Raw genomic sequence first — 25,612 nt, forward strand, 5'->3', positions numbered from 1 at the left:
GGAACACCCATTAATCTAAAGCTTTTTGAATGGCTTCAATAACTCGTTCAGATTGAAATGGTTTTACAATAAAGTCTTTTGCACCAGCTTGAATAGCATCAATAACCATAGCCTGTTGCCCCATTGCAGAGCACATTATAATTTTAGCGTCTGGAGTCATCTTCTTTATTTCCTTTAATGCTGTTATTCCATCCATTTCAGGCATAGTAATGTCCATTGTTACAAGATCAGGGGACAACTCTTTATATTTTTCCACCGCTTGCGCTCCGTCCTGAGCTTCACCTACAACCTCATATCCATTCTTTGTTAAGATGTCTTTAATCATCATTCTCATAAAAGCTGCGTCGTCTACTATTAGTATTTTATTCCCCAAAATAATCTTCCTTTCGATCATTGTTTATTTTAATCTTTTAAGTCTATCTGTTTGACTGACAATATCAGTTACCCTCACACCAAAGTTTTCATCAATAACAACTACCTCACCTTTTGCAATTAATTTATCATTAACATGGATATCAACAGGCTCTCCAGCTAATTTGTCTAGCTCAATGATAGAACCCGAAGATAACTCCAATACATCTTTTACTGTCCGCTTGGTTCTTCCTAGCTCGACAGTCACTTTTAAAGGGATATCAAGAAGCATATCTAGATTCCGCTTTTCTTTACTAGGCAAGATAGTACTCTCGAAGTTTGAGAACTCCGCCTGTTGAATGGATGCATTAGTATGCATCGTTTCTCCTAAATGCTTCGGATCAGGCTCTGACACTTGACTTGATTGTTGTTTTTGTTCTTGTTGAGCATATTCTACTGGTTGAGAGTCAACACTCTCTGCTTTTTTCTCTTGAATTGGTTGATTCTCACTAGCGGGATTTAGTAGTTCATAAACTAATTCCTTTGCAAACTGAACTGGTAAAAGTTGCATAATATTAGAATCTATCAAATTACCAATTTTTAGTTGAAAAGATACTTTAACGAGAACATCATCTGCCGGTAGATTTTGATTACTTTCTCCATCCTCAACATCAAGGACATTAATTGATGGTGGCGATATATCAACTCGCTTATTAAATACAGTTGACATACTAGTAGCAGCAGTTCCCATCATTTGGTTCATTGCTTCTTGGACAGCACTTAAAGAAATATCATTTAACTCATTAGAAGAGGGATTCCCTTCTCCACCTAGCATTAAATCGGCTATGATTGCTGCATCTTTTGACTTCAATACAAATAGGTTTATTCCTGAAAAACCTTGAGTATATTCTACCTCAACACCTACATGAGGTTGGGGAAACTCCTCTATTAATTGACTACGATTTATCATTGATGTTTCTGGAGTAGTAATATCAACTTTTTGATTTAATAATGTTGATAGAGTAGTAGCTGAACTTCCAAAAGATATGTTACCGATTTCGCCAAGCGCATCTTGTTCTAATGGTGATAAATAGCCTTCTACTGGGGGTGTTTCTTTAGGTACGTCTTCATTTGGTTCATCTTCTGTATTCTTAAGTAATGCATCAATTTCATCTTGGGATAACATTCCATCATTCATCATCATCATTCCCCCCATTTATTTCGTCTATCACTTGTACAGCTAGCTTATTTTTTCTTTTTCCAGGTTGCACGTAAAACTTAGGTTGTTTATCTATTTTTAATTTCAATGCACTATCAATAGATTGATTAAGTTGTATTACATCATTTTCATTTAAGTGGAGTAGTTCATTCATGCTTATTGATGATTCACCTAACAGAACACTTACATCAACCACAGTTTTTTCGATCGTATTTGTTAGATTTTCATATTCCTGTGGTTTTCTTTCTTTCGTACTTTCGTTTTGCATCCAATAATGGACGGATAACTTAGGAATAATTGGTTCCAACACCACATGAGGAATACAAATATTAATCATTCCACTGCTTTCTCCAATAGTTGTATTTAATGAGACTACCACCACTGTTTCGTTAGGAGAAACTAACTGTAAAAACTGTGGATTCACTTCAAATTCCTCTAGCATAGGATCAATATCCACTACCGAACTCCATGCTTCTTGCAAATTATCTAGTGCTTTTTCAAACAACTGTGACATTAATGTGGTCTCAATTTCAGTAAGAGTCTCAATTTTGTTCACACTATTTCCTTTGCCACCTAGCATTCTATCCATCATCGCATAAGCGATATTCGGATTAAATTCAAAGATAATTCTCCCATTTAAAGGGGCAACACTATAAATATTCAATATAGTCATTGTCGGCACGGAACGGATAAACTCTTCATATGGGACTTGATCCACTGAAGCCACAGAAATATGGACATATGTCCTTAATTGCGCTGAAAAAAATGTTGTCAATAGTCTTGCGAAATTTTCATGTATTCGAGAGATACTTCTGATTTGATCTTTTGAAAATCGAAGTGCTCTTTTAAAATCATATACTCTAATTCTCTTTTCCTTTTCTTCCTGTCTCAGTTGATTTGCATCCATTTCTCCTGAAGAAAGTGCCGATAAGAGAGCATCAATTTCATTTTGAGATAGTACTTCTTCTGCCAATTGCGTCCACCTCCAGTTAGGAGTCTATCAATAATTCACTGTATTATTTTACCTACAACGTAGACTTCTTTTATATTACCTTCTAGCATTAACTCATTCATTTTCTTCTTCATTCTATCTTCTAAACCAGTTAAACCTGACTGTAGATCTTTTTCTACCATTTCAACAGATTCTTTTATAAAGATATTTTTTAGCTGAAACTCTCGTTTTTGAATTTCTTCTTTTGCTTTTTTACTGTCAGTTATAATTTGGAATTGGATTCTAACAAAACTGCCGTCCTTTAAATCTGTGTTCATATCTGATGTCGTAAAAGAATATTCGACCATTTCGTCTAATGATAATTCACTACTGTCTTTTTGTTCTCCTGATACATTTAGAATAACTACAAAGGCTACAATTCCTAAGATTGTTAGTACTATTAGTACAGAAACAAGAATTTTCACTAATTTACGATTCATTCACTATCACCTATTTCTTTTAGACATTCCTGTAACCCAATTCGTTGATAATAGTTGGTTATTAGTTGGTTCACTTCCGATTCAGATTCTTTAATAATGATTTTTTTATTATTTATTAATGAAATAGTTGTATCAGGAAATGATTGTACCTGTTCGATAAAGATTGCATTTAGTGTAAAGGTATCACCATTTAATCTTGTAACTTTTATCATAAATGGAGGGAGCTTAGCAGGACCAAGCTCCCCACCTCCTTCATATTATCGTTTAAGATTTACTAGTTCTTGAAGAATTTCATCAGATGTCGTGATAATCCTAGTATTTGCTTGAAAACCACGTTGTGCAGTAATCATTTCAGTAAATTCCTCCGCTAAGTCGACATTCGACATTTCTAGTGCACCTGACACAATTGATGCTGAACCATCTTGCTCCGGTATTACAAGATCGTTTATCCCGTTAAAATTATTATCGCCGTCTGTAAATACCCCAGCATTGTTTGTCAGTTGAAAATTATTCGAGCCTGTTTTTTGTAGCCCACCTGGATTAGAGAAACTTGCAAGTCTAATTTGACCAGCATTTTGAGTATTTCCATCCTCATCTACATAAGTTACAGTTCCATTTCCTTGAATGCTAAAGCTTTCAGCTGTTTCTGGAATCTGAATTCTGTTTAAGTTGCCATTAAGTGCACCATTTGTAGCTCCCTCGCCGAGTAAATATAACCCGTCAGAATTTACAACATTACCATCATTATCAAGATAGAAATTCCCTGAACGTGTGAAGCTTATATTTGATGCTTCAAGATCGATATTATCTGGATTATCAAGGTCTTGACCTAAAACAAACATACCGTCGCCTTCTAAGGCTAGATCAAGCGTTCTATTTGTTGTTTGTCTGTTACCCTGAGTATGGATATTATCAATTGAGCCAACCTGAGATCCTAGCCCTACTTGAGAGGGATTGATTCCTCCACGTGTAGCAGTTGGTCCCTCCGCACCAGACAGTGTCTGGCTCATCATATCTTGAAATGTAATTCTTCCTTTTTTAAATCCAGAAGTATTAACATTGGCAATATTATTTCCCACGACATCTAACTTATTTTGAAAACCTTTCATACCTGAAATTCCAGCGTACATTGAACGTAACATCAGTAACATCCTTCCACTTTTTTATAATGTAGCTGCGTCAATCAATCGGCAGCTTGAAGGCTTCCCTTATGGGTCCAGCCTATTCGTCTATTAAGATCGTTCCATTTATGTTCGTAAAAATTCTACTTGTTGCTTCTTTGCGATCCATCGCTGTTACAACTGTATTATTTTTTGCACTTACAAGTAGTGCTGCCTCGTTTGTAACTACTAATGAATCAGTTATTCCTTTTTGATTTGCTTCCGTTACTTTTTCTGATATTTTTTTCCATAACGAATCATTTATCATTATGTTTCTTTGCGCAAGTCGCTCGTTCGCATGCTTACTTACTTTTAATCCTTGCGCTTCAGTAAGTGCATCTTTAAATGATGTCGTTTGTTTGGTGTTAATGTTAGGATTGTTTACTTTTGGAAGTAATGCCTGATGATGTAATTGTTGAATTCGATGATCCAAAACATTCTCACCATCCTTTATTTTTCAGTTGTACTACTAACTTTTTCAATTTCATCTGCATAAACCTTCTCACCATTTTCTAACTCTAGTATTGCGTTACCTTCTTTTTGGCTAACAGATTTTACTAAACTAGTAACAAGTTCCGTCTTTTCGCCTGTATTTTCGTCCAAATGGTAGTAACTTACCTCTTTATCGATAAAATTACTATATTGAACAACTGGGGACACGGAAAGATTGTTTGTAAGGTTAGTAATTGAACTTGACATATTCATCATTTGCTCAAGTGATGAAAAAGTTGCCATTTGTGAGATAAACTCTTTGTCTTCCATCGGATTCAACGGATCCTGATTTTGTAGCTGTGCCATCAATATCTTCATAAATTCATCTTTTCCAAGGTCCGAGCTTGTCGTTCCTCTTGTTTGGTTGTTCAGATATAAGGACGGATCAACCTTCATTGGGTTCACCTACACTTTCTCGTTCATTAATAGTTGATGAAAACTTGCCCCATCATCGGATTTATCTTTTTGTTCCTCCTGATTAGAGTGTGAATCATCAGCATTCGATTGTTTGGAGGAGTTATTCTCCTTTTGTTTTTCTGATTGATATTGTTCTTGTTGCATTGATTGTGTTTCTTGTTTCTCTACTACAACTTGTTGCGGAGCAAACATGTGCCTTAGTTGACTCATATTCCCCTCTAACATTTCTTTAGCTGCCTGTGAGGTGACTGTAATCTTGACCATCATTTCACCATCAATTTGTGTGAATTTGACCATCATTTCACCTAAGTTTGCTGGGCTTAATTTCAGTGATAGCTGTTTACCATCAGCTGAGTTTAAAAACTTACTAGAAGTAATAATTCTTTGAAATTCGTCCATTAGTTTATCAGATTTAGCTTCCTGATTTGAACCTTGACTTACGTGAATAACATATTGTTCAATCTTAGAAATTGGCATTTGACTTGATTGAGAATCAAGTGAACTAGATTTTGACAGATTAACAGAAGAATCATCAGTAACTTTCGATAAAGCTTCCTTTAGCCATTTTGCGATATCACTACTTGTCACCATTGAATTGGTTTGATACTTACTTGTAGATTGTAAATTAGTTCGTTTTTGATAGGTTTGAAGTAATTGACTCCAAATCGCTTGTTCTTTACTACCTTCTTTTAGCGTCACTTTTTCTAAATTTTGATTCGGTATATTATTTCCTAATTGTTTCTCGATGCTAGTCCACTGTTCAAGAAGTTTCAAAAACTGTGCTTCGTTCTTTTTTGTACTATCATTTTGCGATTGATTTAAAAGCGATTCTACTTTACTCCATAAATTAGAAAGTTTTTCTAACAGAAGTTGTTTATTTTCTAAATTAATCTTAACTTCATTACTAGATACGTTTGTCAACTCACCCAATTTGGTTAGTTGGAAAGGTACATGACTTACATTAATTCCTTTATTCGGATCGTCCATTAGATTTAGTTCAGCCATTTGTGCTAAAGCCAAAATTTCTGTTTCCTGATCATCTTCGCTAGACAGTGCCATCTCTAGGTTATCAACATCACTTTGCTGCATGTTTTTTAAGAATGAAATAAGCGATAGCTGTTCATCACTTAACTTCTCAGTATCCAGTAATGGGTCCTCTAAAATTACTGATTCAGACAAAGGTAATTCACTCGTCTTTTTTCCATCAGTAGTTAGCGCGTTCTTTTGATTTATTAAATTACCTAACACTTGAAAAAAGTTGCCTTTTTCATTGTCTGTTTTACTTGTCACTTTACTAATCAATTTCACTGGAGCTTGCTGATTTAAAAACAACCCAACGTCTTGCATTATTATCACCCCCCTTCAAGGCTGAATTTAAATTGTTTAATCCTGCAATAGAAGATTTGTTAGCCTTGCTGCTTCTTCCGGCTCCATCTCTCCAAGAACTTGCCCTCGGAATTCACCTTTCATATTTTCCAAAATCATAACAGCTAAATCGTCACTTAAGTTTGAAATTATTGGTCCGACTGCAGCTGGCTCCATATTTGTAAAAGAAGAGGAAACATCATCCACTTTTTCTTGTTGATTTTGATTAGTAGAAACTAGATCTTCTATTTGTTTATTCAATTTAGCTATTTCATTATTTAATTGTTCGATTGTATTTTCTTTATCTGCTACATCAACAGTTAATTGATTAATTTCACTGTCTTTACTCGTTATTTCTTCCATTAGTTTATCATGTTCATTTTCTTCTACTTGTTCATTCTCTGTCGTAACTACATCAGATACAAATGGCAAGCGATTGGCGATATCCGTTGTTTTATCTTTAACATCAATCCCCGCGAAAGTCATGATTATTAAGGCTAATACTACTGCAAAAACTAATGAAATAATTATTACGAGTGACCACTGAAAAAAACCAGCCTTTGTCTTTTCTTCATTAAAAGCCTTTCTAGCCATACACTCACCTATCTCTGTTATAAGAAAACTGCCGCACGGATAACTCATCCATCAACATTGTATCTTCTTTTTTTTCTTTTTCTAATTGTTTCCAACGCTTTTGTTCAATCAATTTTTCAAACCTTTTCACCTCTATATGGGCAGCTGTTAATTTACTTTGTGTATTTTCCATATTAGTTCTTGCTTTATTTACTGATGTTTCTAACTGTCTAATATTTAATTTGATTTTTTCTAAAAAAGAATAGTGAGTCGTTAAGGAAGTTATCTGTCCGGAGTTACCTAACAGTTGCCGGTAACTGTTCTCCGCTTCTTCCTTTTTTTTAAGCATTGTATAAAGTCGCGATGCAATATCTTCGAAGCTATCAACCGCTATCTTGTAATCCTTTTGAACTTGCTTTTTTTCTTTTTCTCGGACAATTAATATTTTTTGAAACGTATCAGGTTCAACCATTATTCAACACTCCCGTCAATCAATTCAGCTATCAATGCTAGTGATTGATCTCTTGAAATAATCTCGTCCGTTGACTGTTTTAGAAAATTCACTATTTTGGGATAATATTGAATTGCTTCATCAATTTGTCGGCTAGTACCTCGTTTATAAGCTCCTATTTGGACTAACTCTTGGTTTTCATCATAAGTAGCTAGTAGGGAACGTACACGCTGCGCTAATCGCTGGTTGTCACTTGTTGTGATACTTGGCATTACTCTACTAACAGATTTTAAAACGTTTAAAGCCGGAAACTGACCTTGTTCTGCTAATTTCCTATCTAAAACAAAGTGTCCATCTAGAATTCCTCTAGTTGCATCAGCAATAGGCTCATTCATATCATCGCCATCGACTAAAACTGTATAAAATGCTGTTATTGTCCCAAATTTATTTGTTCCAGTTCGTTCAAGTAATTTCGGTAAGGTGGCGAAAACTGAAGGTGTATATCCCTTAGTCGTTGGTGGTTCTCCAATAGCTAATCCAACCTCACGCTGTGCCATTGCCACCCTTGTGACAGAATCCATCATTAAGTTAACCTGTAAACCTTGATCACGAAAATACTCGCTAATAGCAGTCGCAGTGTATGCACCTTTTATTCTCATCAGCGCTGGTTGGTCTGAGGTAGCAACCACTATAATCGATTTCTTTAATCCCTCTCGACCTAAATCCTTCTCAACAAATTCTCTAACTTCTCTACCGCGTTCACCAATTAATGCAATTACATTAATATCAGCACTACTATTTCTAGCTATCATTCCTAGTAAAGTACTTTTACCAACACCACTACCGGCAAATATACCTATCCTTTGACCTTTTCCAACAGTTAATAAGGTGTCAATCGATTTCACGCCCACTTCAAAAGGCTCATCAATTGTTGGCCGATCTAACGGGTTGGGTGGAATTTGTTCGGAAGGATATGGTGTTAACCCTTTAGGTAAAGATGTATCGTCCAATGGTTTACCCATTGAATCTATTACTTTACCAATCAAGGCTTTCCCCACCTTAATATTAAGTGGCTGACTCGTTCCTTCAACTAAACAGCCTGGACCAATATCCTTAATTGACGAATAAGGCATCAACAGAACTTTTTCTTGATTAAAACCAACCACCTCAGCCGCAATAACTTTATGGTTTTTAGTATTATGGATATAACAAACATCTCCAATACTCGCCTCAGGGCCAATCGATTCAATCATTAGACCAATTACTCTATCAATTTTTCCATAACGCTTATACGTATCTACTTGGTTTATTAAATCAAGGTATCCTTGAATGTTCACGATCTTCCTCCTGAGAGAAATCAAATAACTTATTCCTCAGTTCTTGTAACTGACTATCTATACTAGCATCTGTTTTACCATAGGGAGTTTCAACAATACAACTTCCCCTGTTCAGTGCAGTATCAGGATAGATTGATAGTTCTACTTTGCTACTGATAATATTAACTAATTCTTCCTTAAACGTTAGTATTAATCGATAATCCTCTGGATGGGAGTATATAGTTACTGCCGACTGTTCTTTCATTTCTTTAATTACGTGCTTAACTAAATTGATAAAGTTATCCGTTTCTTCGATTTCAACGTGAAGAATCTTAGATGCAGCAGATAATGCTAATTGTAATACTGCATCTTCACTCTTTTCAATCGTTGAGTGATAATCAGCCTGAGCTATATCAACAATAGACCTAGCTTCATCTATTAGGGTGTTATATTTTGTTACACTTTCTTGTTTCCCTAACACATACCCATCGTTATACCCAGATTCCGTTGCTTGTTGAACGAGTTTTTCTTTTTCATCTTTCCATTGCTCTTTGTCTATTTCAACCTGCTTATGGGCTGATTCGATAATTTCTTGTGCGCGTAGCTCAACGTTCTCTAACTGACTTTTTGCATCACGCAGTTGCTCCTGCAAGTGTTGATCTTCATCATATTCTTGCTCTTCGTTTAACGTAGATTGAGCTTGATTCCCTTGTATCGGTTTGATTCCAATTATCTTATTTTTTTGGTGACTTTGATTGAGTTTCAATACATTAGACAATGATATCATCTCCTCCACCACGCGCGATTACAATTTCTCCTACTTCTTCTAACCTACGAACTACAGAAACTATTCTAGTTTGTGCCTCTTCCACATCTCGTAGTCTAACAGGCCCCATAAATTCCATTTCTTCTTTAAATGTTTCTGCCATTCGATTAGACATATTCTTGAAAACAATTTCCTTAACTTCTTCACTAGCGACTTTAAGTGAAAGGCGCAAGTCATCATTCTCTACTTCACGGATAACTCGCTGAATTGCTCTGTTATCTAAAGTAACAATATCCTCAAAGACAAACATCCGTTTTTTAATTTCTTCCGCTAATTCAGGGTCTTGAATTTCTAAAGCATCTAGAATTGTTCTTTCCGTGCTACGGTCAACACCGTTTAACACCTCTACTACTGCCTGGATACCACCTGTTTGCGTGTAATCTTGGGTTACTGATGTTGAAAGCTTTCTTTCTAATACTTGCTCTATTTCATAAATGATTTCAGGTGATGTTGAATCCATCACTGCTATTCTTTTGGCTATATCCGCTTGCATCTCCTGCGGCAATTCCGATAGAATCTGACTAGCCTGTTCTGCATCTAGATAAGATAATACTAAGGCTATTGTCTGAGGATGTTCATTTTGAATAAAATTTAAAATTTGTGTCGGCTCTGCTTTTCTTGCAAAATCAAATGGTTTTACTTGTAAAGACGACGTCAAACGATTAACGATGTCTGTAGCCTCTTTTTGTCCTAATGCTTTTTCTAGTATTGATTTCGCGTAATTAATACCTCCTTGTGAGATATAATCCTGAGCAACTGCTATTTGGTGAAACTGATCCAATACGCTTTCTTTTTGACCTGAATCAACCTTTTTAACAGAAGAAATTTCTAAGGTTAATTTATCTATTTCTTCTTCTGTTAGATGCTTATAGACTTGTGCTGATACATCCGGACCTAAAGAGATTAAAAGGATAGCAGCTTTTTGTTTCCCAGTTAATGATTGTTTTTGTCTAGCCATAAAGGATGCCTCCTACTCTTCTGAAATCCAGCTTCTTAAAAGTTTTGCGAAGTCCTCTGGTTTTTCATTCGCCATTTTTTCTAGTTGTTTTTTCCTTATCGTCGTTTCATTGTCACTTTCTTCGATGTTAGGAACAGTTGCTACTTCTTTTTCAACAACATCTTCAGTCATTACGACTTCTTCCTCGTTTTTCTTTCGTTTTCTTAACACGATAGCTAGGGCTATAATAACGATAATTAATAACGCTCCGAGGCCATAAACCCAATATGGAATCACCGGTACTGTAGTTGTCGGATTAGATTGCGTTCCATTAAACTCCTGAAATACAATTGAAACCTTTTCTTCTGGTAATACTTCCCCGTAGCCTTTATCGATGGAAGTAGAAACAATAGAATTTAAGATAGAAGAGATACCTTCTTCAACGGTCGTTTGTTCCTGCTGTGTCAAGTATTGAACATCCCCGTTATCATTCTCCGTATCCTTTGTGTTATCTACCGCTACTTGAATACCTAGGTCTCGAATTTTATATGGACTTTCGACTATTTCTTTATGTATTCGATTGAACTCATTATTAATGGATTCCTTAACCATTTCATAGTCTCCACCATCCCCAGCTTCATCTGCAGGATAATTAGGTATATCTTCATCTCCGACTCCGGGTTCCCCATTAATAGGAGGATTTCCGGTATAAGTTTCCTTAATTGATTCTACACTTACCGGTAAACCGCTCATTGTATCTTCATCAGGTGATTCGACTAACTCTTCAATCCTGTTCTCTTGGGTGAAATCAACGTCAGCGGTAACAGAGGCAATTACTTTATCTGCACCTACCATCATTCCAATCATCTGTTGGACTCGACGTTGGATATCCCTTTCTATATCCTTTTTCACGTTTTGTTGAGACGTATATGTATCTCCGCTAAAAGAATTTGAATTTTCTAGATCAAAATACTCAAAGTTTTGGTTCATTATGACGATATTATCAGTAGGTAGGTTAGGAACGGTTTTTGAAACCAGATGATGTAGTGACAAAATTTGACTTTCCTCAAACTGATAACCTGGTCTAGTATTTATAACAATCGAAGCAGAGGCTTCTTGTGTCTGTTCACTCATAAAAATAGGATCCTCAGGCTTATTGATCATTACCTTGGCATCTTCAATTCCATCGATGCTTTTCATTAAATTGCCAAGTTCTGTTTGCATCGCATCTAGCTTAATTACATCGAATTCATTATCAGTCATTCCCCAAGATGTATTTGCACTAAAAAATGAATAATCAATACTGCCACTATTTGGAATACCTTGTGCTGCAAGCTCAACTAGTAGCGTATCAACTTGTTCGGATGGAACTGTTATCGTCGTACCGCCATTTGTAAGTTCGTATTTTATACCTCTTGAATCTAAATCTGCTTTTATCTGTCCTACTTCTTGGAGAGAAACGTCATTATATAACGGTACCATGTTAGAAGAATTCGCGAGAAAACTCCCAGCTAAAATGAGAAAAAGAAACAAAAGAACAGAACCAATGTAGAGTCTTCGCTGGAAACGTGTCCTAGTTGACCAAAAATTTATAAATTTCTCTTTATATATAACAATTTTTTCTTTCATTTTTTGCCTCCGACGAGCTGACTATTTTTTATAAGGAAGCTTTTGTTTTCTATGGAAGTTTAGTTAAAAATCTATTTATTAAACTTGCATCCTCATTACTTCGTTATAAGCGTCAATTGCTTTTCTTTGTACTTCAATAGCCGTTTGTAGTGTTAAACTGGCTTTTTGGGCTGTTATCATTACATCATGTAAGTCATCAATTTCTCCACTCGCCAATGCGTTTGTTTTTTTATCAGAAGTTATTTGAGCTTCATTAAGCTGATCAATTGCATTCTTCAAGCTACTTGAAAACTGACCTTGAGCATTAGCTGGAGTAACTTTTTGTGCCTGGTTGTTTTGGATAGAAAGCTTTGGTGTCTGTAATGAATTTATTGTTGAAATCTCCATAATTTAATCCCTGCCTTTTTATTTCCCGATTTCTAGTGCTTTCATCAACATACTTTTGCTAGCGTTTAATGAAGTAACGTTTGCTTCATATGACCTAGTTGCACTCATAAGGTCTACCATTTCCTTTAAAGGGTCTACATTTGGCAATTGAACATAGCCTTCTTCATTAGCATCTGGATGATTTGGATTAAATGCTAACTTAAATGGTTCATCATCTTCGGTAATTTCACTCACCCTAACACCGGAACCAGAAGTTTGGGTCCTATTCGATGCAGCTTGCAGATGTGAAGAAAATCGTTGTTCATTTTGATCAAAAACAACCATCTTCCTTCGATAAGGCTCGTACTCCCCATCTTCATTTATAGTCGCTCTTGTTGTTTCTGCATTAGCAATGTTCGAAGAAATTGTATCCATTCTAAGCCTTTGAGAGGTTAGGGCACTGGCACTTGTATTAATTGAATGAAAAATACTCATTTATCTCCCTCCTTTAATTACAGATTGAAGGCTAGTAAACTTACCGTTAAGTCTATCTACTAGACCTTGATAATATATTTGATTTTTCGCAAGCTCTGTCATTTCTTTATCAATATCAACATTATTTCCATTATGGTTATACGTTGTACTGGAATTTGATATGACTCGGTGGGATTGTTGATTGATACTAGATTGGAATGGGATATGTTTAGCATGTGTTCTTTTAGCTTGAAATGTGTTTTCTATTTCATTATCCAACACATTTTTAAACACAACATTTTTCGCTTTGTAATTTGGAGTATCTGCGTTCGAAATATTATTCGAGATGGTTTGATTTTTTAATGAGGCATAGTCTAATGATTGCTCTAAACTATTAATTGTATTACCAAAAAAAGACATTCTAATTCCCCCATCTATTTTTTAATCGACTGTCATAAAAAGTCTCTCGTTATCGAATATTGTAAATTATATGTACTAATGTGTCTACGGCAATCACCAACAATCTTACTTTAGCAGGTATATTTTTCAACCGAAATAGGACTAATGAATCATATTTTGGAAGCGGATTATCATTATTGTAATTTTTTGTCGAATAATTTAGCTAATTCTTTTTTATTATCACATATTAAGACCTAAAAGAAAATAATTACTTGCAGTAGTGGCAAATGGCTGACTATGCATCTTTAATGAAGTAAATTAATTTCTAAAAAAATAAGAACATTCCAGGATAGGAATGTTCTTATCAACTCATTTAATTGTTGTTAAGATTTCAACTTTTCTAATTCAACAAGAAACTTGTTATTTAACACTTTAATATACGTACCTTTCATACCAAGTGAACGGGATTCAATGACACCGGCACTTTCTAGTTTCCTTAATGCATTAACGATAACTGACCTTGTAATACCCACACGGTCAGCGATCTTACTTGCGACTAGTAAACCTTCATTACCATCAAGTTCCTCAAAGATATGTTCAATTGCTTCTAACTCACTATAAGAAAGAGAACTAATCGCCATTTGTACAACAGCTTTACTTCTAGCTTCCATCTCTATTTCTTCTGTTTTTTCATGTAATATTTCCATTCCAACCACAGTCGCGCCGTATTCAGCTAGCAGTAAGTCATCATTATTAAAACTATCAGTTAAGCGACTTAAAATTAGCGTCCCAAGTCTCTCACCGCCACCAATAATTGGTACAACAGTTGTTAAACCGTTTTTAAACAGTTCTTTATTTTCTACCGGGAAGGCTGTGTATTCACTGTCAATGTCAATATTAGCAGTCGTTTCTTGAACACGAGATAGACCTTCTGTATATTCCTCAGGGAATTGTCGTTCCTCTAACATCGACTTCATTCTTTCATTTTCTATCTGTTGATTAATAGCAACCCCTAATAATTTACCTCTACGACTTACTACAAAAATATTTGCCGTAATCGTGTCTCTTAAAGTAGCAGACATTTCATTAAAGTTAACCGACTTACCTGTTGCTTTTTGTAACATTGAGTTTATTTTTCTTGCACGTTCTAATAACATAATTGTTCCTCCGATCGATTTTCGTATTATAGTATATAGTGACTTAAGTCTTTATTTTTAGCAATAGAACTAAGTTTCTCATCCACATAGCTTTTAGTTATTTCTATTTTTTCCATGTTAATATCTGGTGCTTCAAAAGATAAATCTTCTAGTAATTTTTCTAGGATTGTGTGTAACCTTCTAGCGCCAATATTATCTGTTTCCTGGTTAACCTCAAAGGCTACTTCTGCCAGTCTTGTTACAGCTTCGTCAGTAAATGTAACATTTATACCTTCTGTTTCTAAGAGAGCTTCGTACTGCTTTAACAAAGCATTGGATGGTTCTGTTAATATTTTTTTAAAATCATCAGTAGTCAACTTATCAAATTCAACCCTGATTGGAAAACGTCCTTGTAGCTCAGGAATTAAATCAGAAGGTTTTGACATATGAAATGCACCTGCTGCGACAAAAAGAACGTGGTCTGTTTTTACCGGACCATGCTTGGTAACAACTGTAGAACCCTCAACAATTGGCAGTATATCTCGCTGGACACCTTCTCTAGAGACATTAGCAGATTGATCACCTTTACTTGCAACTTTATCAATCTCATCAATAAAAATTATCCCGGATTGCTCTACCTTTTCAACAGCTTCTTGAGCTACTTCATCCATATCAACTAACTTCTGTGCTTCTTGTTGCGTCAATATTTTACGAGCTTCTGACACAGGCAATTTACGAGTTTTCTTATTTTTAGGCATGAACTGTCCTAATGCATCTTGCATGTTCATTCCCATTTGTTCCATTCCCGAACCTTGGAGCATATCAAACATTGAAGAAGATTGTTCTTCCACTTCAATCGATACAATTTTGTCTTCTAGTTCCCCTAAAGCCAATTGACGCTCCATTTGCTTTCTTTTACTCTCAATCTCCTGTTTTTTTTCATCCTGCTCCTGTGATTCACTCATGTCATCACCGGATTGTTGAGGAGAAAAAAACATCTCAAGCGGATTTTTAAAATTATTTTGCTTTTTTTCTTTTGGAACAATAATTTTTACTAATTTTTTATTCGCTAAATCTCTCGCCTTATCCATAACGCCGACCATTTTTTCGTCCTTCACCATTCGGACAGACATCTCAACTAGGTCACGAACCATAGATTCGACATCGCGACCAACATAGCCTACCTCAGTGAATTTAGTTGCTTCTACCTTCACAAATGGCGCGCCTACTAATTTAGCTAGCCTGCGAGCGACTTCTGTTTTACCAACTCCGGTAGGACCAATCATCAATATATTTTTAGGTACAATTTCGTCACGCATTTTCTCATCTAATTGCATTCTTCGATATCTATTTCTTAACGCTATCGCAACTGATTTTTTAGCATTTCTTTGCCCTATAATATATTGATCTAATTGCTCTACAATTTGTTTAGGCGTCATGTTCATCGCCATGTGCCTACCTCCTTATTAATCAATCGTTTCTAAAGTAATATGGTCATTCGTATAGACACAAATTTCCCCAGCTATCTCTAAAGCCGCATTAGCAATCTCTTTTGCAGTTAAATCTTTTGAATAGCGCTTTAAAGCTCTTCCTGCACTAAGTGCATAATTACCTCCTGATCCAATAGCAAGCATTCCGTCATCCGGTTCAATGACTTCACCTGTACCAGATACAAGTAGCATTTCTTCTTTGTTCATTACAATTAACATTGCTTCCAATTTACGAAGAACTTTGTCACTTCGCCATTCTTTCGCCAACTCTACAGCAGCTCTAGATAGGTTCCCGTTGAATGCTTCTAGTTTTCCTTCGAATTTCTCGAATAATGTAAATGCATCAGCTACAGAACCGGCAAAGCCAGCTAATACCTGACCCCTGAATAACCTACGAACCTTTTTAGCCTTATGCTTCATAACAACTGCGTTTCCTAATGTCACTTGCCCATCACCACACATCGCACATTGGCCATTATGCTGGACTGCGAATATGGTGGTTGCGTGAAATTCTTGATTAATAATCTCCACCTCATTTCGATTATTCCCGTTCTTTGGCACGGGGATGGCTATTCATATATACATTACGCAAATGGTCTTTTGACACATGCGTATAAATTTGAGTTGAAGAAAGTTGCTCATGTCCTAATAATTCTTGGACTGCTCTTAAATCAGCTCCTTCATTTAGCATGTGCGTAGCAAATGTATGCCTTAATTTATGAGGATTAATATCGATAGTTAATGCAGCTTCTTTTACCATTTTATCCAGAATTAAACTTATTCCTCTTCCTGTCAGCGGATTTCCTCTAGAATTTAAAAAGAGAGCTTTGGTTTCATCGCCAGTTTTTCTTTTCGCTTGTAATTCTAGCCGTCCATTTTTTATGTATTCTTGTAGAGAAACTTCTGCAAATCGGCCAAAAGGCACATATCTTTCTTTTCTGCCTTTACCAGTAACAAGTACAGTGTTTATCTGAAAATCAACATCAGCTAACTTTAATCCAGTGCATTCACTGACACGAATACCTGTTGCATACAGAAGTTCAAGAATCGCTTGATTCCTTTGACCTAAAGGAGTACTAGTATCACTAATTGTGAAAAGTTTCTCAAGTTCTTCCATGTATAAAAATTCCGGAACAGGATGGTCTGCTTTAGGTAGTGATATATTTTTAAAGGGATTAGTAGAAACCAATTCTTCTCTTTCTAGAAAGCGATAGAAGCTTCTTAGACTAGAAATTTTTCTCGAAACACTTCTTCTTGAAAGGTGTTGATCATATAAAGAAGTAAGGTACACCCTTACAATTTGGTAGTCCACACTATCTAGGTCATCATCCATCCCTTCCCTATTTAAAAATAAGAAAAAAGATTCCATATCCTTCAGGTAAAACTTAATTGTGTATGGAGAAGCATTTTTTTCAATTTGTAAATATTCCAAAAAGGAGTTAGTATAATTTTCAAATCCATCCATATTTTCACCTCGCCTAAGGCGTATAAATAGTAACATAATCTTCCCTATAGTTGCAATCAATTTAACTAAATTGCAAAAAAATTCTGAATTGTTTTACCTAAATTACATGTAAAGTAAAAATTCCTTACAGAAACGAAATTATATCCCTAACAATTCTTATTGTCAATATAATTGTCAAATTCATTGCTAAATTCATATTATTGACACACTTTCATCTATTATTATTTCTCTTTTCTTCTATTTATATAACTTTCTGAATACTATATTTGTTAAAAAAGATTTATCTATATACGCAAAAAAGTCTACTTAAGTATATAAACACTCAGTAGACTTTTTTACATTCAAATTAATTCTGCGGCTCTTCTTTATAATCACATTCTGTACAGTTGATTTGTGTGCCTTTTTTATTTTTCTTCTCAACTAATAACGATTCACATTTTGGACAAGGTCTCGTGATTGGTTTATCCCATGAGATGAAATCACACTCTGGATAATTGTCACATCCAAAGAAGGTACGACGTTTCTTTGTTTTTCTTTCGACTACATTGCCTTCTTTACACCTCGGACATTTAACACCAATTTCTTTTAAAATCGGTTTTGTATTTCTACACTCTGGGAAATTAGAGCAAGCTAAGAACTTGCCATACCTACCCATCTTATAGACCATTTCATTTCCGCAATTTTCACAATCGATCCCCGCGGGTTCATCTTTAATCTCAATTTTTTCCATTTCTTTTTCAGCTATTTCTAATCGTTTATCAAAGCCTTGATAGAAACCGTCAATAATCTGAACCCATTCCCTTTTTCCTTCTTCAATCGAGTCCAAATCACCTTCCATTTTAACGGTAAAATCAACGTCGATAATTTCAGGGAAAAATTCTTCAATTAGATCAATTACAATTTCTCCAAGTTCAGTAGGGACGAATCTTTTGTTATCTAGTGTGACGTATCCACGACGCTGAATAGTATCCAAGGTTGGCGCAAAGGTTGAAGGTCGACCAATTCCCTGTTCTTCCATCGTCTTTACTAATCTTGCCTCGGTATATCTCGGTGGAGGCTGAGTAAAGTGTTGATTTGGTTCGATATCCTTTGTACTAACAGACATACCTTCTTCTATATCGGGTAGTAATTTATCTTCTTCTTTTTTATTATCATCTCTACCTTCAATATAAACCTTCATGAACCCTTTAAACTTCACCTTTGAACCAGTTGCCCTAAATTCGACACCTTCGTTGACGAGGTGTACTGTCATCGTATCCATAACAGCTGGAGCCATTTGGCTTGCTGTGAAACGATCCCATATTAGTTTATAAAGTCTATATTGATCTCTAGATAGGATACTTTTCAACGATTTAGGGTCACGAAGAGCTGAAGTTGGACGAATTGCTTCGTGAGCATCTTGAGCGCCTTCTGATTTTTTTGCTGGTTTAATATTTTTACCCAAAAATTCTTCACCATAATTTTCGGTAATATATTGAACTGCTTCCTTCTTAGCTGTATCCGATATTCTAGTCGAATCGGTACGCATATAGGTGATTAAACCTGTTATGCCGCCTTCTTTTTTCCCCAAATCAATACCTTCATATAGCTGTTGTGCTACCATCATTGTTTTTCTAGCTCTAAAATTAAGCTTTCTAGCAGCTTCTTGTTGAATAGAAGATGTCGTAAATGGGACAGATGGATTCCTTTTTCTTTCTCTTCTATTAACTTTATCAACATTAAATTTTTTACCTTTTAATGTTGATAAAACTTTGTCAACTTCTTCTTTATTTTTCAATTCTTGCTTTTTACCATTAATCCCGTAAAATACTCCTTCGAACTCTTCCTTGTCCTTCAAGAAGTTGGCTTCGATCGACCAGTATTCTTCTGGTTCAAACTTGCCAATTTCTCTCTCCCTGTCCATGATCATCTTGACCGCAACTGACTGGACTCTACCAGCACTTAAACCTTTTTTTACTTTCTTCCATAATAAAGGACTGATATTATAACCGACTAATCTGTCCAAGATCCGACGTGCTTGCTGTGCATCCACTAAATCCATGTTTATCGTTCTAGGATGCTTAAAGGACTCTTTAATAGCTTCTTTTGTAATTTCATTAAATACAACTCTGCATTCTGATTTCAAATCAATATTAAGACTATGAGCTAGATGCCACGCAATAGCTTCTCCCTCTCTGTCGGGGTCAGCTGCGAGAAATACTTTCTTCGCTTTTTTCGCAGCAGTCTTTAATTCTTTTAGAACGGGGCCTTTGCCTCGGATTGTGATGTACTTAGGCTCAAATTGTTCTTCTACATTGACGCCCATTTGACTCTTCGGCAAATCCCTTAAGTGTCCCATAGATGCTTTCACTTTATACTTTTTTCCTAAATACCGTTCAATTGTCTTTGCTTTTGCTGGAGATTCTACAATTACCAGATAATCTGCCATGTCTTTTCCTCCCATGAGGTATCTCTCTTTTTCTTTTTTCCTTAGATAATTTTAAATAGTATCTTTAATAGTCAATAAATTTGTCTATTTAATAATTAGTTTCAGATTACAACCTTATAAAAGGAAACAGTATTAAATAATGTCAAACAACGATAGGTTTTTGTGAAGTTAAGTTACTTAGTTGATAAATCTTCCCTATTATTAAATACTTAATGATGATTTGTCAAACTTCAGTTCCAAATTGCCTATCCAGAACGGAAGCGTTTTCTTCTAATTCTGACAATAATCGACACCATTTTTCTCTCTGAACTAGCCAATCTTCTACTATATCATAGGTATTTTGAACTAATTTTGCGCCATCTTGAATCATTTTGTGACAACCACTTGTCTGTTCAAACAACGGAGAACCTGGCACCGCATAAACTTCCCTTCCTTGATCTAATGCTTGCTCAACGGTAATTAAAGAACCACTTTTTTCTTTAGCTTCAATAACAACCGTACCGAAACCAAGTCCGCTTATAATCCTATTTCTTTCAGGAAAATGATAGGACTTTGGAGGAGTGTTTGGAGGATACTCTGAAATAACAAGTTGTTTATTCACCAATTGCTGGAACATAGTTAGATGTTGTTTTGGATAGATAAAATTAAAACCGCCACCAAGAACAGCAATTGTTTTCCCCTGATTATCAAGCGCTAGTTTATGTGCAATACCATCGATACCTTTGGCCATTCCGCTTACGATAACATAATTTTCTTTTATTAATGGCATTATAATTTTATCCATTTTACGGCTTGCTTCCCATGTTGGATTTCTTGTTCCGACAACACTGAGTAATGGCATCTGGAAGACTAATTGATAATTACCAATAAAGTATAAAACGAGAGGCGGATCATTTATTATTTTTAATAACGGCGGATAATCAATGTCGAGGATAGTTACTACTTTACATAATTTCAAATCACTAAATAAGGACTGAATAATCTCCTGATCGTGAAGATCTCTATACAAGTTATTTGCTCTTTGAGGAGTAATTAAGAAGTATTTACTGAATTCTGAGGAAGATAGTTGATAGATTATTTTAAGTGTAGGATCTTTTTTAAGTATTTTCCATATAAGGGGTCTAGAAGCTCCCTTAGACTTGTGTAAATGAATTAGTCTCCATCTAACATTTGTCATCGACAACACTCCTTTAATTGGTTGCTAAGATTATATGAAGGGCTGACCTTTTAAAGTCAGCCCTTCCAAGTTATCGTTTAATGAGTTTTACATTTATCGTGTAGACCTTTTTCTTTTAATACGCCAATCAATGTTTTACCCATTACTGCTGGTGTGTCAGCAACTTCAATACCACAATTGTTCATTACTTTGATTTTCTCTTCAGCTGTGCCTTTTCCACCAGAAATTATTGCGCCAGCATGACCCATTCGTTTTCCAGGAGGCGCTGTTCGTCCACCTATAAATCCGACAACAGGTTTAGTCATGTTTTGTTTCACCCATTCAGCGGCTTCTTCTTCAGCAGTACCGCCAATTTCACCAATCATCATAACAGCTTCGGTATCTGGATCTTCATTGAAGGCCTTTAACACATCAATAAAGTCAGTGCCGTTTACTGGATCTCCACCTATACCGACAGCAGTTGATTGTCCAAACCCTTGCTCTGATAGCTGATGAACAGCTTCATATGTTAACGTACCAGACCGTGATACTACCCCAACATGTCCCTTTTTATGAATGTAACCAGGCATGATTCCTATTTTACACTCGTCAGGAGTAATTACTCCTGGACAATTTGGTCCAACTAATCTTGTTTTCTTGCCTTCCATATAACGTTTAACCTTTACCATGTCAAGGACTGGGATATGTTCAGTTATACAAATAGCAAGGTCAAGCTCAGCGTCAACAGCTTCCATAATTGCATCTGCTGCAAATGGAGCAGGTACATAGATTACGGAAGCGGATGCACCTGTAGAATCAACTGCATCTTTAACTGTATCAAAAACAGGTACTCCTTCTACTTCTGTTCCACCTTTTTTCGGTGTCACTCCTCCAACAATCTTTGTACCATACTCAAGCATTTGCTTCGTATGAAAAAGAGCTGTTGAACCTGTGATACCTTGAACAATCACTTTAGTATCTTTATTTATATACACACTCATTTACGTCCGTCCTCCCTTATTAAACTTGTTAAAAAGTCGCACTTTGGCAAATAGCTCTATTTGGTCTAGTAGTAAAAGCTAGCCCATTAGTAACCTCAATGTCAGTTTTAAAGCAACCATATATTTATCGCGAATAAAATAGTCGCGCTTTCTCTAAGTTCTATTTAACTAATGAAACGATTTTTTCTGCGCCGTCTGCCATCGACTCTGCAGCAGTAATGTTCAGGCCAGATTCTGCAAGAATTTTTTTACCTAAATCTACATTAGTACCTTCTAGACGGACAACAAGTGGCATTTCTAAACCAACTTGCTTGGTAGCTTCAACAACACCTTCAGCGATAACATCACATTTCATAATACCACCAAAAATATTAACAAATATCCCTTTAACATTTTTGTCAGATAAAATAATTTTAAATGCTTCCGTTACTTTTTCCGCTGTTGCGCCACCCCCAACATCAAGGAAGTTAGCGGGGTCGCCGCCGGAATGTTTGATAATATCCATCGTAGACATTGCCAAACCTGCTCCATTTACCATACATCCAATATTGCCATCTAGTGCAACATAACTTAAATCGTACTTGGATGCTTCTATTTCTTTTGTATCTTCTTCATCTAAATCACGGTACTCCGAAATGTCTTTTTGGCGGAATAAACTATTGTCGTCAAAATTTAATTTCGCATCTAACGCGATAACCTCACCATCTCCAGTTGTTACTAGAGGATTGATTTCTGCGATAGAACAGTCTTTTTCAACAAATGCTTGATAGAGGCCAAGCATAAATTTAACCGCTTTCGAAAGATATTCTTTTGGTAAATTGATATTAAATGCAAGCCTACGTGCTTGGAAAGCCGTTAAGCCAACAACTGGATCAATTACCTCTTTGAATATTTTTTCAGGGTTGTTTTCTGCTACTTCTTCAATTTCAGTACCACCTTCTTCAGAGGCCATCATCGTTACTCTAGAAGTCGCTCTGTCTAGAACTAATCCGACATAGTATTCTTGCTTAATGTCGCATCCTTCTTCAATTAGTAAACGCTTAACTTCTTTGCCTTCTGGTCCGGTTTGATGTGTAACCAATGTCTTCCCGAGAATTTCATCCGCATATGTACGCACTTCATCAAGGTTTTTAGCTACTTTTACACCGCCAGCTTTACCCCTTCCACCTGCGTGGATTTGTGCCTTAACAACCGACACTTTAGTTCCGAGATGTTTGGCAGCTTCTACAGCTTCTTCTACTGTATATGCAACATGCCCATTAGGCACAGCAACACCGTATTTACGCAAGATTTCTTTGCCCTGATACTCGTGTATGTTCATCTTTCATCCTCCCATCTAAAATCACTGCATGTTTATTGTATTAAAAAAAGGGTTAGATTGTCCACAAATTACCTCTATTATTTTGAAATGATAGAAAATTCACTATCGAAGATCATAGCTTTTTATCAACTTGATAGATATAAGCAAATACTTCCGCAACAGCTTGATAGAGTTCCTCTGGTATATTTTCATTGATATTCATCTGTGAAAGTAGCTCAACTAGCGTTTGATCCTCTTGAATCGGAATATTATGCTTCTTCGCTTTATCCAAGATATTCTCAGCAACATAGCCTTTTCCACTCGCTGTTAATTTTGGGGGCATATTTGTTTTCATATCATAACTTAATGCCGCAGCTTTTTTGTTTTTTCTTGTTTCACTCATATTTTATAATCTACTCCTCTTGAAAGGGGTTGTTCTTTATCATAATTGTTGCTAGGACTAGTATCGATAGCTTTTTTTTCAGGAGTATTACTCCTAAACTGAACAGAAGATAGCTGGTAATCTAGTTGTTTTAGTCCTTCGTTTAAAGTGGGTTTTAATTGAGATAAAATCTGTTCCGCTTGTGGTTTATCATTCACTACAGTTATCGTCACCATCCGCTTTTGGATTTGCATATCTATTACTGTATCTCCTAATTTCTCTAACTGTAAATAGAATAAAATGTGACAATAATCAGGGTTAATTTGGTTGGATTTATCCTTTTGACTTTCAAAGCTTATCTGTAAGTCCTTTGTTAAACCAAAGCTACCACCTGGTAGTTGAAAGTTTACTAGCATCATTGTATTGTTTTCTTGTACAGAGGTTAATTGTACGCCGTTTAATAAATGGATCAGAGACTCTATAGCCTTAGTGTTGTTTAAATTACCCTCTTGCATGACTTGAATTAAAGTCGATTTCAAGGAATTTTGCTCATTTAAATTTTTCTGGTTCATTAAGCTAGTTAAAAAATCATTTTCATATTGTGATCCGGAAAAATAGAGAAAATGCTTTAATTGAGTGATAAAATGGTCTCTAGGATTTTTCGCTACCTGTAACTGCCCCAGTTCAGACTTCACTAACAATTCGGTCATATTTTTATCCATTTCTGAATTCAGCTGTTTATCTACTAATTGCTTAAGTGGCGTTAACATTTGTTGTAAATTATTCTTGGTTGGCTCATCTAACCATTTGGTTAGTAAAGACTGATAACTACTTGGTAGTTTGGAATAGATACGTTGCAAATTCGCTGTTGAAAGGAAAAGGTTTTTAAGTCGATTAACCTGCATACTATCCGCCCCGTTTAACGCCAATTCAGATTGATTGATGAACTTAACCAACTGAGAATGTTCCGGTTGGGAAAGATGCAATTGCTTCATTTTTAATTGCTGCAGTGCATCAATAAGCTTAGACTCATCGACACCAAAAGGTGGTTTGAAATCAGACTTGTTTGTCCAATTTGTCCAAGAGCCTTTCCATTGATCGAATTGAGTTGAAGAAGGGATTTCACCTGCAACTTTTAGCAATTGAAAAAAGCTTGTTTCTCCTTTTGCGGCGCTTGATGCAATTGTCTCTATGATATTATGATTGGTGTTTTCATTGTTGATCAACTGCAATTGTTGTCGTAGCTGCAATGCTGCGCTTGTAAGGTCATTCTCATTTGATAAGGCGGAAAGTACTGTCGAAATTTGTTCAGTTAAACTAGTAGAACTTTTCATTAAAAGTGCATTAAATACCGATTGTGTAATCGGTAATTTATGTTTTATCATTTCGATTAGGGTTGATTGGGCCATCTTTTTATTCGATTGTTTTTCTAGTAAATGAACTGCATCCTTTATATTTTCTTTATCAAAAGGTATCTTTTCATCAAATAATTCCATTAAAAACGCTGCATTATTTTTGTTATTCTTAAGTCCAATAGACTTTAATAGGACATCAATTCCTTGCGTACGCTTATTGGTAGCTTTGTCCGCAATTACTTTTAGGCGGAGTAGTTTATCAACAGATTGCACCTGAAACCAATAGTTTTCATGAAGATTTAGAGGTGCCTGTAACTGTGCAGTAAGTTGTTGATTACCCAACAAAATAGATGCTCTTTGATTTGGATATAGTTCAAGAACTTTACCCGAAAGAATTTGGCCTGGCTTTAATTGCAACTGCCTATCAGCAAGTGGCGCTCCTTTATGTAATGATGTGACTAGTTCGGATGATATTTGGTTTGTACCGACCATA

28 protein-coding genes are annotated in these 25,612 nt (G+C 35.7%); all 28 read right to left on the minus strand.

Annotation, left to right across the window (positions count from 1 at the left end; all coding sequences use genetic code 11):
• Positions 1 to 10 precede the first annotated feature (10 nt).
• Positions 11 to 373, minus strand: a complete 363-nt coding sequence (locus LD272_RS02170) for a response regulator (protein ID WP_226034937.1) — start codon at positions 371 to 373, stop codon at positions 11 to 13.
• A 24-nt stretch (positions 374 to 397) separates the two neighbouring features.
• Entirely contained in the window at positions 398 to 1,552 is a 1,155-nt protein-coding gene (gene fliY, locus LD272_RS02175) for a flagellar motor switch phosphatase FliY (protein ID WP_226034938.1), read from the minus strand.
• On the minus strand, positions 1,542 to 2,543 hold the full coding sequence (gene fliM / locus LD272_RS02180; RefSeq protein WP_226034939.1) for a flagellar motor switch protein FliM: 1,002 nt from the start codon (positions 2,541 to 2,543) through the stop codon (positions 1,542 to 1,544). Before fliM ends, fliY begins: the two co-directional genes overlap by 11 nt.
• A gap of 35 nt (positions 2,544 to 2,578) precedes the next feature.
• The gene (gene fliL / locus LD272_RS02185; protein ID WP_226034940.1) at positions 2,579 to 3,001 is read right to left on the minus strand and encodes a flagellar basal body-associated protein FliL; all 423 of its coding nucleotides are present in this window, start codon (positions 2,999 to 3,001) and stop codon (positions 2,579 to 2,581) included.
• Positions 2,998 to 3,213 carry a flagellar FlbD family protein gene (locus tag LD272_RS02190; RefSeq protein WP_226034941.1) on the minus strand — a complete coding sequence of 72 codons (216 nt, stop codon included), beginning with the start codon at positions 3,211 to 3,213 and terminating at the stop codon, positions 2,998 to 3,000. The genes fliL and LD272_RS02190 overlap by 4 nt, the downstream gene beginning before the upstream one ends.
• A 45-nt stretch (positions 3,214 to 3,258) precedes the next feature.
• On the minus strand, positions 3,259 to 4,143 hold the full coding sequence (flgG, locus tag LD272_RS02195; protein WP_226034942.1) for a flagellar basal body rod protein FlgG: 885 nt from the start codon (positions 4,141 to 4,143) through the stop codon (positions 3,259 to 3,261).
• 79 nt (positions 4,144 to 4,222) lie between these two features.
• Positions 4,223 to 4,594, minus strand: a complete 372-nt coding sequence (locus LD272_RS02200; RefSeq protein WP_255639600.1) for a TIGR02530 family flagellar biosynthesis protein — start codon at positions 4,592 to 4,594, stop codon at positions 4,223 to 4,225.
• A 17-nt stretch (positions 4,595 to 4,611) separates the two neighbouring features.
• A complete protein-coding gene (gene flgD, locus LD272_RS02205) occupies positions 4,612 to 5,049 on the minus strand; it encodes a flagellar hook assembly protein FlgD (RefSeq protein ID WP_226034943.1) in 438 nt (145 codons plus the stop codon).
• A 9-nt stretch (positions 5,050 to 5,058) separates the two neighbouring features.
• Positions 5,059 to 6,417 (minus strand): flagellar hook-length control protein FliK, encoded by a 1,359-nt coding sequence (locus LD272_RS02210; RefSeq protein WP_226034944.1) that lies wholly within the window; start codon positions 6,415 to 6,417, stop codon positions 5,059 to 5,061.
• Between the two features lie 36 nt (positions 6,418 to 6,453).
• Entirely contained in the window at positions 6,454 to 7,029 is a 576-nt protein-coding gene (locus tag LD272_RS02215) for a MotE family protein (RefSeq protein ID WP_226034945.1), read from the minus strand.
• 4 nt (positions 7,030 to 7,033) lie between these two features.
• Positions 7,034 to 7,480, minus strand: a complete 447-nt coding sequence (gene fliJ, locus LD272_RS02220; protein ID WP_226034946.1) for a flagellar export protein FliJ — start codon at positions 7,478 to 7,480, stop codon at positions 7,034 to 7,036.
• Entirely contained in the window at positions 7,480 to 8,796 is a 1,317-nt protein-coding gene (gene fliI, locus LD272_RS02225; RefSeq protein ID WP_226034947.1) for a flagellar protein export ATPase FliI, read from the minus strand. The genes fliJ and fliI overlap by 1 nt, the downstream gene beginning before the upstream one ends.
• A complete protein-coding gene (gene fliH / locus LD272_RS02230) occupies positions 8,774 to 9,553 on the minus strand; it encodes a flagellar assembly protein FliH (protein WP_226034948.1) in 780 nt (259 codons plus the stop codon). The genes fliI and fliH overlap by 23 nt, the downstream gene beginning before the upstream one ends.
• Positions 9,546 to 10,559 (minus strand): flagellar motor switch protein FliG, encoded by a 1,014-nt coding sequence (gene fliG / locus LD272_RS02235; RefSeq protein ID WP_226034949.1) that lies wholly within the window; start codon positions 10,557 to 10,559, stop codon positions 9,546 to 9,548. The genes fliH and fliG overlap by 8 nt, the downstream gene beginning before the upstream one ends.
• Positions 10,560 to 10,571: 12 nt before the next feature.
• Positions 10,572 to 12,167, minus strand: a complete 1,596-nt coding sequence (gene fliF / locus LD272_RS02240; RefSeq protein ID WP_226034950.1) for a flagellar basal-body MS-ring/collar protein FliF — start codon at positions 12,165 to 12,167, stop codon at positions 10,572 to 10,574.
• 78 nt (positions 12,168 to 12,245) lie between these two features.
• Positions 12,246 to 12,554 carry a flagellar hook-basal body complex protein FliE gene (gene fliE / locus LD272_RS02245; protein ID WP_226034951.1) on the minus strand — a complete coding sequence of 103 codons (309 nt, stop codon included), beginning with the start codon at positions 12,552 to 12,554 and terminating at the stop codon, positions 12,246 to 12,248.
• 18 nt (positions 12,555 to 12,572) lie between these two features.
• Positions 12,573 to 13,028, minus strand: a complete 456-nt coding sequence (gene flgC / locus LD272_RS02250; protein WP_226034952.1) for a flagellar basal body rod protein FlgC — start codon at positions 13,026 to 13,028, stop codon at positions 12,573 to 12,575.
• Complete coding sequence (gene flgB, locus LD272_RS02255; protein ID WP_226034953.1) at positions 13,029 to 13,427, minus strand: flagellar basal body rod protein FlgB; 399 nt, start codon at positions 13,425 to 13,427, stop codon at positions 13,029 to 13,031.
• 362 nt (positions 13,428 to 13,789) lie between these two features.
• Positions 13,790 to 14,566: a GTP-sensing pleiotropic transcriptional regulator CodY gene (gene codY, locus LD272_RS02260; protein ID WP_226035018.1), complete on the minus strand. Its 777-nt coding sequence runs from the start codon at positions 14,564 to 14,566 to the stop codon at positions 13,790 to 13,792.
• A 23-nt stretch (positions 14,567 to 14,589) separates the two neighbouring features.
• The gene (gene hslU, locus LD272_RS02265; protein ID WP_226034954.1) at positions 14,590 to 15,993 is read right to left on the minus strand and encodes an ATP-dependent protease ATPase subunit HslU; all 1,404 of its coding nucleotides are present in this window, start codon (positions 15,991 to 15,993) and stop codon (positions 14,590 to 14,592) included.
• Between the two features lie 15 nt (positions 15,994 to 16,008).
• Entirely contained in the window at positions 16,009 to 16,554 is a 546-nt protein-coding gene (hslV, locus tag LD272_RS02270) for an ATP-dependent protease subunit HslV (RefSeq protein WP_226035019.1), read from the minus strand.
• Positions 16,555 to 16,573: 19 nt separating this feature from the next.
• A complete protein-coding gene (gene xerC / locus LD272_RS02275) occupies positions 16,574 to 17,497 on the minus strand; it encodes a tyrosine recombinase XerC (protein WP_226034955.1) in 924 nt (307 codons plus the stop codon).
• A gap of 346 nt (positions 17,498 to 17,843) precedes the next feature.
• Positions 17,844 to 19,925 carry a type I DNA topoisomerase gene (gene topA, locus LD272_RS02280; protein ID WP_226034956.1) on the minus strand — a complete coding sequence of 694 codons (2,082 nt, stop codon included), beginning with the start codon at positions 19,923 to 19,925 and terminating at the stop codon, positions 17,844 to 17,846.
• Between the two features lie 223 nt (positions 19,926 to 20,148).
• The gene (gene dprA, locus LD272_RS02285) at positions 20,149 to 21,102 is read right to left on the minus strand and encodes a DNA-processing protein DprA (protein ID WP_226034957.1); all 954 of its coding nucleotides are present in this window, start codon (positions 21,100 to 21,102) and stop codon (positions 20,149 to 20,151) included.
• Between the two features lie 77 nt (positions 21,103 to 21,179).
• The gene (gene sucD / locus LD272_RS02290; protein WP_226034958.1) at positions 21,180 to 22,082 is read right to left on the minus strand and encodes a succinate--CoA ligase subunit alpha; all 903 of its coding nucleotides are present in this window, start codon (positions 22,080 to 22,082) and stop codon (positions 21,180 to 21,182) included.
• A 160-nt stretch (positions 22,083 to 22,242) separates the two neighbouring features.
• On the minus strand, positions 22,243 to 23,403 hold the full coding sequence (gene sucC, locus LD272_RS02295) for an ADP-forming succinate--CoA ligase subunit beta (protein WP_226034959.1): 1,161 nt from the start codon (positions 23,401 to 23,403) through the stop codon (positions 22,243 to 22,245).
• Positions 23,404 to 23,515: 112 nt separating this feature from the next.
• Positions 23,516 to 23,785 (minus strand): EscU/YscU/HrcU family type III secretion system export apparatus switch protein, encoded by a 270-nt coding sequence (locus tag LD272_RS02300; protein WP_226034960.1) that lies wholly within the window; start codon positions 23,783 to 23,785, stop codon positions 23,516 to 23,518.
• Positions 23,782 to 25,611 carry a Vir family protein gene (locus LD272_RS02305; protein WP_226034961.1) on the minus strand — a complete coding sequence of 610 codons (1,830 nt, stop codon included), beginning with the start codon at positions 25,609 to 25,611 and terminating at the stop codon, positions 23,782 to 23,784. Before LD272_RS02305 ends, LD272_RS02300 begins: the two co-directional genes overlap by 4 nt.
• Position 25,612 lies beyond the last annotated feature (1 nt).

Source organism: Aquibacillus saliphilus (genome assembly GCF_020404745.1).
In the GTDB taxonomy this organism is placed as follows: domain Bacteria; phylum Bacillota; class Bacilli; order Bacillales; family Amphibacillaceae; genus Aquibacillus; species Aquibacillus saliphilus.

Coding starts and splice junctions, on each gene's coding strand:
- fliY (WP_226034938.1), bottom strand. CDS start 1,552: ATGATGAATGATGGAATGTTATCCCAAGATGAAATTGATGCATTACTT.
- fliL (WP_226034940.1), bottom strand. CDS start 3,001: ATGAATCGTAAATTAGTGAAAATTCTTGTTTCTGTACTAATAGTACTA.
- LD272_RS02190 (WP_226034941.1), bottom strand. CDS start 3,213: ATGATAAAAGTTACAAGATTAAATGGTGATACCTTTACACTAAATGCA.
- flgG (WP_226034942.1), bottom strand. CDS start 4,143: ATGTTACGTTCAATGTACGCTGGAATTTCAGGTATGAAAGGTTTTCAA.
- flgD (WP_226034943.1), bottom strand. CDS start 5,049: ATGAAGGTTGATCCGTCCTTATATCTGAACAACCAAACAAGAGGAACG.
- LD272_RS02210 (WP_226034944.1), bottom strand. CDS start 6,417: ATGCAAGACGTTGGGTTGTTTTTAAATCAGCAAGCTCCAGTGAAATTG.
- LD272_RS02215 (WP_226034945.1), bottom strand. CDS start 7,029: ATGGCTAGAAAGGCTTTTAATGAAGAAAAGACAAAGGCTGGTTTTTTT.
- fliJ (WP_226034946.1), bottom strand. CDS start 7,480: ATGGTTGAACCTGATACGTTTCAAAAAATATTAATTGTCCGAGAAAAA.
- fliG (WP_226034949.1), bottom strand. CDS start 10,559: ATGGCTAGACAAAAACAATCATTAACTGGGAAACAAAAAGCTGCTATC.
- fliF (WP_226034950.1), bottom strand. CDS start 12,167: ATGAAAGAAAAAATTGTTATATATAAAGAGAAATTTATAAATTTTTGG.
- fliE (WP_226034951.1), bottom strand. CDS start 12,554: ATGGAGATTTCAACAATAAATTCATTACAGACACCAAAGCTTTCTATC.
- flgC (WP_226034952.1), bottom strand. CDS start 13,028: ATGAGTATTTTTCATTCAATTAATACAAGTGCCAGTGCCCTAACCTCT.
- flgB (WP_226034953.1), bottom strand. CDS start 13,427: ATGTCTTTTTTTGGTAATACAATTAATAGTTTAGAGCAATCATTAGAC.
- hslU (WP_226034954.1), bottom strand. CDS start 15,993: ATGGCGATGAACATGACGCCTAAACAAATTGTAGAGCAATTAGATCAA.
- xerC (WP_226034955.1), bottom strand. CDS start 17,497: ATGGATGGATTTGAAAATTATACTAACTCCTTTTTGGAATATTTACAA.
- topA (WP_226034956.1), bottom strand. CDS start 19,925: ATGGCAGATTATCTGGTAATTGTAGAATCTCCAGCAAAAGCAAAGACA.
- dprA (WP_226034957.1), bottom strand. CDS start 21,102: ATGACAAATGTTAGATGGAGACTAATTCATTTACACAAGTCTAAGGGA.
- sucD (WP_226034958.1), bottom strand. CDS start 22,082: ATGAGTGTGTATATAAATAAAGATACTAAAGTGATTGTTCAAGGTATC.
- sucC (WP_226034959.1), bottom strand. CDS start 23,403: ATGAACATACACGAGTATCAGGGCAAAGAAATCTTGCGTAAATACGGT.
- LD272_RS02300 (WP_226034960.1), bottom strand. CDS start 23,785: ATGAGTGAAACAAGAAAAAACAAAAAAGCTGCGGCATTAAGTTATGAT.
- LD272_RS02305 (WP_226034961.1), bottom strand. CDS start 25,611: ATGGTCGGTACAAACCAAATATCATCCGAACTAGTCACATCATTACAT.